The organism is Amycolatopsis dongchuanensis (assembly GCF_039542405.1).
Taxonomy (GTDB): domain Bacteria; phylum Actinomycetota; class Actinomycetes; order Mycobacteriales; family Pseudonocardiaceae; genus Amycolatopsis_E; species Amycolatopsis_E sacchari.
Genome location: NZ_BAABIB010000070.1, coordinates 61134 through 72565 on the forward strand (window position 1 = coordinate 61134; position 11432 = coordinate 72565).

An 11432-nucleotide genomic window follows, 5' to 3' on the forward strand; every position below is an offset into this window, starting at 1 on the left:
GTCTCGCACACGCGCTCAGATGCGGCGGGCGACCAGTCCGCTGATGCGCCGGATCAGGGCACGGGGCACGAGCCGTCCGCCGGCGACGACGGCCTTGTACTGCGGGGCCGGGACGGAGATCACCTTGCCGCGCCGCAGGTCCGCGAGCCCTTCGGCGGCGACGCGGTCGGCTTCGAGCCACGCCCAGCGCGGGCCGGTCTTCTCGATCCCGGCGCGTTCGTGGAACTCGGTGTGCATGAACCCGGGGCAGAGCGCCATCATGCGCACGCCGCGCGGCAGGACGGCCGCGAGGCCCTCGGTGAAGGCGGTGACCCAGTTCTTGCTCGCGCTGTAGGTGGTGCCGGGGAAGAACCCGGCGACGCTGGAGACGTTCACGATGTCGCCGGAGCCGCGTTCGATCATCCCGGGCAGTGCGGCGCGGGTGAGGCGTTGCACGGCGGTCACGTTGAGGTCGAGCTGGCGCTGCAGGTCCTCGGGTGGTGTGGTCCAGAAGTCCCCGCCGAGGCCGGTGCCGGCGTTGTTGATCAGCAGGTCCACCGGGTCGGCGGTGAGCCGGTCCTCGACGGCGGCGCGGCCGTCCACAGTGGCGAGGTCGGCGGGCAGCACGGCGGCGGTGACGCCGTGCCGCCCGGTGAGTTCGGTGGCGAGTTCCCGCAGCCGGGCTTCGGTGCGGGCGACGAGCACGAGGTCGGTGCCCTCGGCGGCGAGCCTGCGGGCGAAGGCGGCACCGAGGCCGGAGCTAGCGCCGGTGACGAGCGCGACGGTCACGCCTGGCCCGGCGTGGTGCCGGGAGTTTCCGGCTGCCAGTGCCTGCCGGCGACGGCTTCCTCATCGAAAGGGTCGACGATGTCGGCGATCTCACCGAGGTCACGCAGCAGCCGCTCGAGCCGCGAGGGCCCGGCCTGCGGGGCGACGCTCGCGAGCACCCACTCGTTCTCCAGCCACGCCACGCCGACGTCACCGCCGAGCGCGTCCGCGGCGTCGACCAGCTCCTGCGTGATCACGCGGCGGGCGGCCTCGGGCTCGTTGGCGAAGGCGTAGCGCTGGCCGACGGGGCCGAGCAGCTCGGGCATGTCGGCGCGCTGGAACGGCACGCTGGCGAGCCACAGCTCGACGAGCGCGGGGTGCACGCGGTTGCAGCGCACGGCCACCACGACGGCCGGGATCTGCCCGTCGGCCTCGATGTCGAAGACGAACACCGGGCGCCGCCCGTCGGAGGTGAAGGTCGACCCGGCGACGACGTTGACGGCGGCCTCGGCGCCGAAGTAGCCGATCGCGCCGCCCGACCACTGCTGGGCGAGCCGCTCGTCCTCCTCGACAAACTGCCACCCGCGCAGGTCGGCCCAGCGCATGCGCTCCCGGTTACGGGAGCCCTCGCGCGTCCGGTCGGCGGCGAGCAGCACGAGCCCGACCACCAGTGCGATGGCGGCGATGACGAACCAGACCCACGCTGGAATACCCACGGGCTCAGGGTATCGCCACGAGGCGCCCAGCCAAGCCCACCAGCCCGTGTCGCCCTGACCCGATTGAGTGTGCCTTGGTCACCGGCCCTCCCCGTCGTGGAACAGGTCGTCGAGGCGGGCCAGGGCGCGCATCGCGTCGAAGGCCCGCCGGTGGTGGAGGTCCGAGAAGACGGCGACCGACTCCCGCAGCGCGGCGCGGGCGCGTTCGTAGTCCACCCCGAGCGTACCGAGGGTCTTGCCGAGCTGGAGGAGCGTCTCCGCCAACCCCCACCGCTCACCCATCGACCGGCGCACCTCCAGCGCGTACCCGAAGTGGCGCACCGCCCCGGTCAGGTTCCCCTGCCTGCCGCACAGGACCCCGAGCTGGTGGTGGGTCAGCCCGAGTAGTGGGACGTTGCCCGATCGCTCGGCGATCGCCACGGCTTCTTCCGCGGCCTGCCACGCTTCGTCGGTGCGCCCGGACCGGCCGAGGAGGGGTGCCTTCGCCGACAGCACGATCGCCACGCCGAAGTCGGAGCCCTTGACGCGGAAATGACCGAGGGCGTCGTTGAAGCACGCGTGTGCCTCATCGATGGCACCTTTCGCCGAGAGCACCTCGCCGTACGTGTACAGCGTCCAGGCGTGACCCCGGTCGTCGTGGATGCTGGCGTGCCGCTGGAGGGCGCGCTCCAGATCGGCGACGGTCTCCTCGCCGTCCCCCAGCGCGTACTGGACCCACGCCAGGATGTGCTCGCACCGGGCTCTCCCCAACGGATCCCGCGCCGTGTTCGCGTCCTTCACGCCGAGGAGGGCCAGGTCAAGGCACTCCCGCTGAGGACGGTCGAGGAACAGCTGGGGCAGGAACTGCACCGCCAGCTTCCAGGCCCCGCGCCGGGTCCCGCCGAGCGTCCGCATCAGGGTGAGGGCGTGCGGCAGCTGACGCTTCAGCCAGGCGAGAGCCTGCCGGGGACGATCAGGGGCGAAGGTGAGCGGGCGGATGTCCGTGGTGTCCACCTCGATGCCGCTCCCGGCCCAGCCGGGCGCCAGCAGGTCCCCGGCCGCCCCGGCGGAGGCGATGGTCCACCGGAGCAACCGGCTCCAGGCGGCGGCGAGTTCCTCCGGCTCCTCGTGCTCGGCCCTGGCCTCCGAGTGGGCGCGGATCGTCGCGTGCTGGTGCACGAAACCGTCGTCGTCCACGGTGATGAGGAGGCAGTCCTTGAGCTTCTGGATGACCGCGGGCCCGAAACCCTCGGAGTGCCCTGCGAAGGCCTCCAGTGCTTCGACGGACAGCGGTGCGCCTGGCCAGGCGCCCAGCAGCGTGAACGTTTTCCGGGCGTGGGGGCCGAGGCGGTCGCAGCACAGGTCGAGCAGCTGGGCGAGCTTCTGCTCGCTCGTCGCCTGAGCGTCGTCCGGTCGCCGCAGGCTGTCCACCAAGTCCGCGATGGTCAGTTCCGGATGGGCCGCCAGCAACCGGCCGGCGATCTGCAGGGCGAGCGGGTGCCCGGCGAACCAGCGCACGAGGGCGTCGGCGGCGGCGCGCTCGGACGCGAGCCGGTCCTGACCGGTGAGCCGGGTGAGCAGGTCTTTGGCGTCACCGCGGGACAGCGGCGTGAGTTCGATCGGCCGGCAGCACTGGAACGGGAGGTTGGGCAGCGGTGCGGCGCTGGTGACCACGACGTCGTTGCCGTGGCCGGGCAGCAGCTTCACCACCTGCTCCAGGGACTCCGCGTTCTCGATGATCACGACCAGGTGCCTGCCCGCGCTCTCCGTCCGGAAGAACTGGGGCAGTTCGGCGGGTGGCACGCTCGCGAGCGTCGCCTGCGGGACGCCGAGCTGCGACAGGCCCTGCTTGAGCAGTTCCTCCAGCTGTTGCCCGCCGCTGAGGTCGAGCCGGATGACCTGCCTCGAGTACTCGCGGTTGACCGTGGCCGCCCAGTACGACACGAGTGTCGTCTTGCCCGTCCCCGGGCCGCCGACCACGGGGACGACGCGGGTGAACGACGTCGGTGAGCAGAGCACGTCCAACTGGTCCAGGTGCCGCCTGAGGCCGACCACCGGCTCGTGGACCCGGGGCAGCTGCTCCGGCCAGCGCAGGTGGACCGGGGGGAGCAACGGCCCGCGGTTGAACAACCGCCTGAGCCGCTGCGTGATCCGCCGCCTGAGCGACCGCCGGGAGTAGGAGTTGGTTCGCTTGCGGGACACCGGTTCCTCGCCTCCACCTCGCAGTAACGAAACATCAGTTTCGCCGGGTGGTCCACCCTGCACAGGACGCGGCGGGGTGCGCCAGTGCGCGGTTTGGTGCGCTCACAAGCAAGAAAGCGCTTTCAAATTGCACAACTCCGGGTGCGGCCCGTACTTGCGTGACGACCGTCAGTTCGCTCGTTCCTTCTCGAACACGACGATCCGGAAGGGGAGCGTCGGGGCGCCGACGACCTTCACGCGCGTGCGGAAGCCGTGCGCCTCCGCGGCCTTGCGCAGCAACGAAACCGGCGCCGCGCTCGTCATGTCCGTGTTGCCCGCCATGTAGCCGTCGACCTCTTTTTCGGCCAGGCCGTAGCGGATCATCCACTCGCGCCACTTCTCCATGGCCGACGCGCCCTTGCGGTCGCCGTTCACGCCGAACACGTCCGCGAACACGAGGGTGCCGTCCTCCGTCGTGTGTTCGTTGCAGTTGGCGAAGAACTCGTCCAGCGTCTCGTCGGTCGGGTCGGGGCCGACGAGGAAGTGCATCACCAGCGAACCGAACACGACGTCGTACCGGCCGTCGACGTCCTCCCACGCCGTGCCGCGCACGAGCCGCATGTCCAGGCCCGTCTGCTGTTCCGGCTTCAGCAGCTCCCGCGCGTACCGGGTCATCTGCTCGGCGCGGTCGACCCCGCGGTACAGCCGCACGGGCCCGTGGTGCTCCAGGTCGTAGAAGGGCCGGTTGATGTTGCGGATCCACGGCACGATCTCGCTCGTCAGCCTGCCCGTGCCGTACCCGATCTCCAGCACGTCGACCGCCCGCATCTTGTCCGCGTAGATGCGCAGGATCTCCCGGAACACGGTCGCCGCGCAGTCGCGGATCAGCTGGGCGTAGCGCGGGATCCAGCACCGGATGTGCCGCTCGTAGGAGTCGAAGTAGTCGGGTGAGCGGAACTCGGTCTCGCTCGTCCAGTCCTCGTCCCAGCGGCCGATCCCGTTGCGCGCCACCCACGCGCGCCGCAGGTCCACCACCTTCATCGCCGGGTCGAACCGGACCGCGCGTGCCTTGATCGAGTCGTAGAACTGGGTCGCGCCGGCGTACCGCAGCGAGTTGCGTTCGATGACCAGCTGCCGCCCGTCGACGCGGCCGGGGTTGGGGCGGTAGCCGCCGATCAGGTCCGGTTCGAGCAGCAGCAGGTGGTGCCCCACGGCCGTCGGCCCCAGCGGGTGCACCTCGCCGACCCGCAGCTCCTCCTTGGCCGCGATGAAGATCTCGTACGGGCCTTCGCGGTGCCTCGCCTGGTGCCGTTTCCACAACTCGATCTGCCGCGCGAGCCGGTCCTCGTTCTCGAAGAACCACGACCAGTCGATGAGGAAGACGCGCTCGCTGACGTTCGCGGTCATCTCCTCCGGGTGGTCCGGCGTCCAGAACTGCTCGGTCTCGTCCGTGAGGTCCGCGATCGCGCGGATCGTGCCGCCGTTCCACTCGCGCAGGCTCGAAAAGCTCGGCAGGTAGTAGTCGGCGTCCACCACGAGCTGCGACGCGCCACCGGAGTCCAGCTCACGCGCGAGCGCACCCGCCCAGCCGCCGAGCAGGTGCAGGCTCGCGTGCTCCTCGGGGTAGCCGTCGATGAACTTGTTGATCTGCTCGGTCAGCGCGTTGCGGCCCTGCCGCGCGGACCGCTGCCCCGGCGACAACGTGGTGAGCGTCAGCTTGCGCAGCCAGTCGGCGAAGCGGGTCTCGAACGTTTCGAACCCCGCGTCGTCCGTGACGTCCGACGGGTACGACAGGTAGTCCGGCTCGCCGAAGTTCTCCGGCAGGCGCTCGGAACCGGCTTGTTTCACGACCACCAGCGGCAGGTGCAGCGCGTGCGCGAAACCCACCTCGTACGCCAGGTTCGGCCGCTGCTTGCTGCCTTCGAGGATCACCAGGTCCGACTTGAGCAGCTCGTCACTGACCTTCGCGCCGATGTCCTTGTTTACGCTCTGGTTCTCGTTCCAGTCGTAGTAGTCGAACCCCTGCTCGTTCAGTTTGCTCTTCATCACGGACAGCGCCTTCTCGACGGCGTCCGGGGAACCGGCTTGGGTGGACCAGGCGAGGAAGGCGGCGAGCCGGGTCAACGAGACCTCCCGGGGTGACGGTGCGGATCAGCAGTGTAACCGCCGGAGCCCCTCGTCCAGGGCGTTTCGACGAAGCTCAGCGGCGCCGGATCAGCGCCGGGACCACGAACCACAGCACGCAGAACGCGATCGCGACCAGCCCGCCGACGACGCCCATCGCGACCGGCCCGTACACGACCTTCGCGATGAGGGCGACCACGTCCGAGACGGCCGCGGCCAGGCACACCAGACCGGCCAGCACCGTCTTGTTGCCCACCCGCAGGATGTCGTCGCGGCGGCCCTCGCGGAACAGGATCCGGTGCCACGCCGCCGGCGACGCGAGCAGCGCCGTCGCCAGCGCGGCGAGCACCACCGCCACCAGGTGCATGGACTTCTCGAAGCCGCTGGCCTCCCGGAACGGGGACGTGAACACCACGGACAGCAGGAAACCGAACAGGATCTGCACCCCGGCCTGCGCCACGCGCAGCTCGCTCAGCAGATCGCTGACGTTGCGGCTGAGCCGTTGGTGCGGGGTCTCCCCGGTGTCTTCACCGCTGGTCACGGCGCTCAGCGTACGTGGTGCCGCGTCGAATCGCGGACCACGAGCTCGGGCTTGAACACCACCTGCCGGTGCTCCACGGGCTCGTCGTCGCCGCGCGTTTCGGCGATGAGCAACTCCGCCGCCGTGCGGCCGAGCCGCTTCGCGGGCTGGCGCACCGACGTCAGCGGTACGGCGGCGGCCGCGGCGAACTCGATGTCGTCGTAGCCGACGATCGCCATCTCCGCGGGCACGCGCACCCCGGCGGCGACCATCGCCTGCAGCACGCCCAGCGCCAGCAGGTCGTTGGCGCAGAACACCGCAGTCGGTCGCGGGCTCATCCCCAGCAGCCGCGCGCCGGCGTCCCGGCCGGACGCCACGTCGAGCGCGCTCGTTTCCAGCACCGACAGCTTCGCGCCCGACCCCTCCAGCGCCGAGCGCACGCCCTGCTCGCGGTCGCGGCACTGCTCCAGCACGGGCGGCCCGTTGACGAACGCGATGCGCCGGTGCCCCGACTCGAGCAGGTGCCCCGCGGCCAGCGCGCCGCCCGCCACGTCGTCCACCGACACCGAGCTGGCCTCCTCGGGCGGCACCTTGCGGTCGACCAGCACGTACGGGATGTTGCGGCGGCGGAAGGTCTCGTCCGTGCCGTCCACGGGGCTGAGCAGCACACCTCGGACGCGCTGCTCAGCGAGCATCGACAGGTACGACGCCTCCAGGTCGCGGCTCTGCCCACTGTTGCACGTGATCACGTTGAGGCCCTCGTCGTGCGCCGCCTCCTCCGCGCCGCGCGCGAGGTCCACGAAGAACGGGTTGCCGAGGTCGAGCACGAGCAGCGCCATGATCCGGCTGCGGCCGGCCCGCAGCTGCCGCGCCGACTCGTCGCGGACGTACCCGAGCCGCTCGATCACCGAAAGCACGCGGGTGCGCGTCTCCGGTGAGACCACGTGCGGGCGGTTGACCACATTGGACACGGTGCCGATGGAAACCCCGGCTTCCCTCGCCACGTCCTTGATGCCGACCATGTGTCCCCTTGCTCCGCGACCGGGCACACTTTATCATGCTCGTGAAACGTTTCAGACCTAACAGTGGCGGTTCTCTCCCCTTCGAGGAGACCCCATGGTCACGCCTTCCGCGGTCAAATCCCGCCTGCGCACCCAGCAGATCGAAACCCCTTCGTGGGCCTACGGGAACTCCGGTACCCGGTTCAAGGTCTTCGCCCAGCCGGGCGTGCCGCGGACCCCCGAGGAGAAGATCGACGACGCCGCACAGGTCCACGCCGTCACCGGGATCGCGCCGTCGGTCGCGCTGCACATCCCGTGGGACCGGGTGGACGACTACGCCGCGCTCGCCAAGTACGCCGAGGCGGCGGGCGTGCGGCTGGGCACGATCAACTCCAACGTGTTCCAGGACGACGACTACAAGCTGGGCAGCGTCACCAACCCCGATCCGCGCATCCGCCGGAAAGCGCTTGCCCACCTGCTCGAGTGCGTCGACATCATGGACGAGACCGGCTCGCGCGACCTGAAGCTGTGGTTCTCCGACGGCACGAACTACCCGGGCCAGGACGACATCCGCGCCCGCCAGGACAGGCTCGCCGAAGCGCTCGCCGCGGTGTACGAGCGGATCGGCGCGCACCAGCGGATGGTGCTGGAGTACAAGCTGTTCGAGCCCGCGTTCTACACGATGGACGTGCCGGACTGGGGCACCTCCTACGCGCACTGCGTGCGGCTGGGCGAAAAGGCGACGGTCTGCGTCGACACCGGGCACCACGCGCACGGCACGAACATCGAGTTCATCGTCGCCTTCCTGCTGCGTGAGGGGAAGCTCGGCGCGTTCGACTTCAACTCGCGCTTCTACGCCGACGACGACCTGATGGCCGGCGCGGCGGACCCGTTCGGGCTGTTCCGGATCATGTACGAGGTGGTGCGCGGCGGCGGGTTCGAGCCCGAATCCGGGGTCGCGTTCATGCTCGACCAGTGCCACAACATCGAGGCGAAGATCCCCGCGATCATCCGCTCCGTCCTCAACGTGCAGGAGGCGACGGCGAAGGCGCTGCTGGTGGACCGGGACGAGCTGGCGAAGGCGCAGGACTCCGGTGACGTGCTGGGCGCCAACGAGGTGCTGATGGACGCCTACCACACGGACGTCCGCCCGCTGCTCGCCGAACTCCGCGCGGAACAGGGGCTCGACCCGGATCCGCTCGGCGCGTACCGGCGGTCCGGCTACGGGGAGCGCATCGTCGCCGAGCGCGTCGGCGGCGAGCAGGCGGGGTGGGGCGCGTGATCGAGGAGCTGATCGCCCGCGCCAACCGGCTGGGCTCCGATCCGCGCAACACCAACTACGCCGGCGGCAACACCTCCGCCAAGGGCAGCGAGCTGGACCCGGTGACCGGGCAGCCCGTGGAGTTGTTGTGGGTCAAGGGATCCGGCGGTGACCTCGGCACGCTGACCGAAGCCGGGCTCGCCGTGCTGAGGCTGGACCGGCTGCGCGCGCTCGTGGACGTCTACCCCGGTGTCGAGCGCGAGGACGAGATGGTCGCCGCGTTCGACTACTGCCTGCACGGGCGTGGCGGTGCCGCGCCGTCCATCGACACCGCGATGCACGGGCTGGTGGACGCCGCGCACGTCGACCACCTGCACCCGGATTCCGGCATCGCGCTGGCGACCGCGGCGGACGGGCAGAAGCTCACCGAGCAGTGCTTCGGCGACCGCGTGGTGTGGGTGCCGTGGCGGCGGCCGGGTTTCCAGCTGGGACTGGACATCGCGGCCATCAAGGCCGAGAACCCGAGGGCGATCGGCTGCATCCTCGGCGGGCACGGCATCACGGCGTGGGGTGACACCTCCGACGAGGCGGAGGCGCACTCGCTGGAGATCATCCGCACCGCGGAACGGTTCCTGGCCGAACACGGCCGTCCGGAGCCGTTCGGTCCCGTCGTGCACGAACCGCTCCCGGAGGCCGAACGCCGGGCGCGTGCGGCGGTGCTGGCGCCGGTGCTGCGGGGGCTCGCCTCGACCGACCGGCGGCAGATCGGGCACTTCACCGACAGCGACGTGGTGCTGGACTTCCTGTCCCGCAAGGAACACCCGCGTCTCGCCGCGCTCGGCACGTCGTGCCCGGACCACTTCCTGCGCACCAAGGTCCGCCCGCTCGTCGTCGACCTGCCGCCGACCGCGCCGCTCGACGCCGTCATCGAGCGGGTGCGGGAACTGCACGCCGAATACCGCGAGGAGTACCGCGCGTACTACGAGCGTCATTCCACAGTGGACTCACCGCCGATGCGGGGCGCGGACCCGGCGATCGTGCTCGTGCCGGGTGTCGGCATGTTCTCCTTCGGCGCGGACGCGCAGACCGCACGCGTGGCGGGTGAGTTCTACGTCAACGCGATCAACGTGATGCGGGGCGCGGAAGCGGTGTCCAGCTACGCGCCGATCGACGAGAGCGAGAAGTTCCGCATCGAGTACTGGTCGCTCGAAGAGGCCAAGCTCCAGCGCAGGCCGAAACCGAAACCGCTCGCGACGCGCGTGGCGCTCGTGACCGGTGGTGGTTCCGGCATCGGCAAGGCCATCGCGCGGCGGCTCGTCGCCGAGGGGGCGTGCGTGGTGGTCGCGGACCTCCAGGACGCGAGCGAACTCGCCGGGGAACTGGGCGGTCCGGACAAGGCGGTGTCGGTGGTCGCCGACGTGACCGACGAGGAGCAGATCGCCGCCGCGGTCCGCGCCGCGGCACTCGCGTTCGGTGGTCTGGACCTCGTGGTGAACAACGCGGGGCTCTCGATCTCCAAGCCACTGCTGGAAACCTCGGTCCGCGACTGGGAGCTGCAGCACGACGTGATGGCACGCGGCTCGTTCCTGGTGTCGCGGGAGGCGGCGCGGTTGATGATCGCGCAGGGCATCGGCGGGGACATCGTGTACATCGCGAGCAAGAACGGCGTCTTCGCGGGCCCGAACAACATCGCGTACGGCGCGGCGAAAGCCGACCAGGCGCACCAGGTCCGGCTGCTCGCGGCAGAACTCGGCGAGCACGGCATTCGCGTCAACGGCGTCAACCCCGACGGCGTCGTGCAGGGTTCCGGCATCTTCGCGGGCGGCTGGGGTGCGCAGCGCGCCGCGGTCTACGGCGTGCCGGAGGAGGAACTGGGCGCGTTCTACGCGAAGCGAACGCTCCTCAAACGCGAGGTGCTGCCCGAGCACGTGGCGAACGCGGTGTTCGCGCTGACCGGCGGCGAGCTGTCCCACACCACCGGCCTGCACGTGCCGGTGGACGCCGGGGTGGCCGCGGCGTTCCTGCGGTGACCGCGTTCGCTGCGGTGGACCTCGGTGCGTCCAGCGGGCGGGTGATGGTCGGCGACCTGTCCCGCGGGCTCGACCTCACCGAGGTCCACCGGTTCCCGAACCAGCCCGTGCGCGCCGGAAACCGCCTGTACTGGGACATGCTGGCGCTGTACCGGGAAGTGCTGACGGGTCTGCGTGCGGCGGGGCCGGTGGCGGCGATCGGCATCGACTCGTGGGCGGTCGACTACGGCGTCCTCGACGACGAAGGTGAGCTGCTGGGCAATCCCGTGCACTACCGCGACGGGCGCACCGAGGCGGTGCTGGACGACGTGCTGGCGAAGGTCCCGCGCGAGCAGCTGTACGCGGAGACCGGGATCCAGTTCCTGCCGTTCAACACGGTGTTCCAGCTGGCCGCCGACTCGCGGCTGCGCTGGGCCGAGCACGTGCTGCTGGTGCCGGACCTGCTGTCGTACTGGCTGACCGGGGTCGCGGGCACGGAGCTGACGAACGCGTCCACGACGGGACTGCTCGACCCGCGCACCGGGCAGTGGTCGGCGGAGGTGGCGAAGCGGCTGGGGCTCGACACGGGACTGTTCCCGCCGCTGCGCGGTCCCGGTGACTTCGCGGGGATGTACGACGGGACACCGGTGTACGCCGTGGGCTCGCACGACACGGCGTCCGCGGTGGCGGCCGTACCGGCGACGAGCCCGAACTTCGCGTACATCTCGTCGGGCACGTGGTCGCTGGTCGGGCTGGAACTGGACGAACCGGTGCTGACGGAGGAAAGCCGGGCCGCGAACTTCACCAACGAGCTGGGTGTCGACGGCAAGGTCCGGTGTCCCGCGTCAAGAATCTGGCTCAGTTTTCTTGGATGAAAGTTGTGCTTGTTGATCT

At 70.5% G+C, this 11432-nt stretch carries 9 protein-coding genes; 3 read left to right on the top strand and 6 right to left on the bottom strand.

Annotation, left to right across the window (positions count from 1 at the left end; all coding sequences use genetic code 11):
• Positions 1 to 15 precede the first annotated feature (15 nt).
• The 6 genes from ABFX51_RS16120 to ABFX51_RS16145 all read right to left on the bottom strand — a co-directional run bounded on the left by ABFX51_RS16120 (position 16) and on the right by ABFX51_RS16145 (position 7289).
• Complete coding sequence (locus tag ABFX51_RS16120; RefSeq protein ID WP_091507979.1) at positions 16 to 768, bottom strand: SDR family NAD(P)-dependent oxidoreductase; 753 nt, start codon at positions 766 to 768, stop codon at positions 16 to 18.
• Positions 765 to 1463, bottom strand: coding sequence for a type III secretion system chaperone family protein (locus ABFX51_RS16125; RefSeq protein ID WP_091507982.1), 699 nt, complete (start codon positions 1461 to 1463; stop codon positions 765 to 767). The genes ABFX51_RS16120 and ABFX51_RS16125 overlap by 4 nt, the downstream gene beginning before the upstream one ends.
• Before the next feature lie 78 nt (positions 1464 to 1541).
• The gene (locus tag ABFX51_RS16130) at positions 1542 to 3644 is read right to left on the bottom strand and encodes a tetratricopeptide repeat protein (protein ID WP_091507983.1); all 2103 of its coding nucleotides are present in this window, start codon (positions 3642 to 3644) and stop codon (positions 1542 to 1544) included.
• A gap of 168 nt (positions 3645 to 3812) precedes the next feature.
• The gene (locus ABFX51_RS16135) at positions 3813 to 5747 is read right to left on the bottom strand and encodes a class I SAM-dependent methyltransferase (RefSeq protein ID WP_346054132.1); all 1935 of its coding nucleotides are present in this window, start codon (positions 5745 to 5747) and stop codon (positions 3813 to 3815) included.
• Positions 5748 to 5823: 76 nt separating this feature from the next.
• The gene (locus tag ABFX51_RS16140; RefSeq protein ID WP_346054133.1) at positions 5824 to 6288 is read right to left on the bottom strand and encodes a DUF6328 family protein; all 465 of its coding nucleotides are present in this window, start codon (positions 6286 to 6288) and stop codon (positions 5824 to 5826) included.
• A gap of 5 nt (positions 6289 to 6293) precedes the next feature.
• Positions 6294 to 7289, bottom strand: coding sequence for a LacI family DNA-binding transcriptional regulator (locus ABFX51_RS16145; RefSeq protein WP_091507991.1), 996 nt, complete (start codon positions 7287 to 7289; stop codon positions 6294 to 6296).
• Between the two features lie 94 nt (positions 7290 to 7383).
• On the opposite strand from ABFX51_RS16145, the gene rhaI reads away from it, so the two are divergent.
• Genes rhaI through ABFX51_RS16160 form a run of 3 tightly spaced genes read left to right on the top strand, consistent with a single transcriptional unit; the run spans position 7384 to position 11413 of the window.
• Positions 7384 to 8550 carry an L-rhamnose isomerase gene (gene rhaI, locus ABFX51_RS16150; RefSeq protein ID WP_091507992.1) on the top strand — a complete coding sequence of 389 codons (1167 nt, stop codon included), beginning with the start codon at positions 7384 to 7386 and terminating at the stop codon, positions 8548 to 8550.
• Positions 8538 to 10559, top strand: coding sequence for a bifunctional aldolase/short-chain dehydrogenase (locus ABFX51_RS16155; RefSeq protein ID WP_091507995.1), 2022 nt, complete (start codon positions 8538 to 8540; stop codon positions 10557 to 10559). Before rhaI ends, ABFX51_RS16155 begins: the two co-directional genes overlap by 13 nt.
• The gene (locus ABFX51_RS16160; protein ID WP_346054134.1) at positions 10556 to 11413 is read left to right on the top strand and encodes a rhamnulokinase; all 858 of its coding nucleotides are present in this window, start codon (positions 10556 to 10558) and stop codon (positions 11411 to 11413) included. Before ABFX51_RS16155 ends, ABFX51_RS16160 begins: the two co-directional genes overlap by 4 nt.
• The last annotated feature ends 19 nt before the right edge of the window (positions 11414 to 11432 follow it).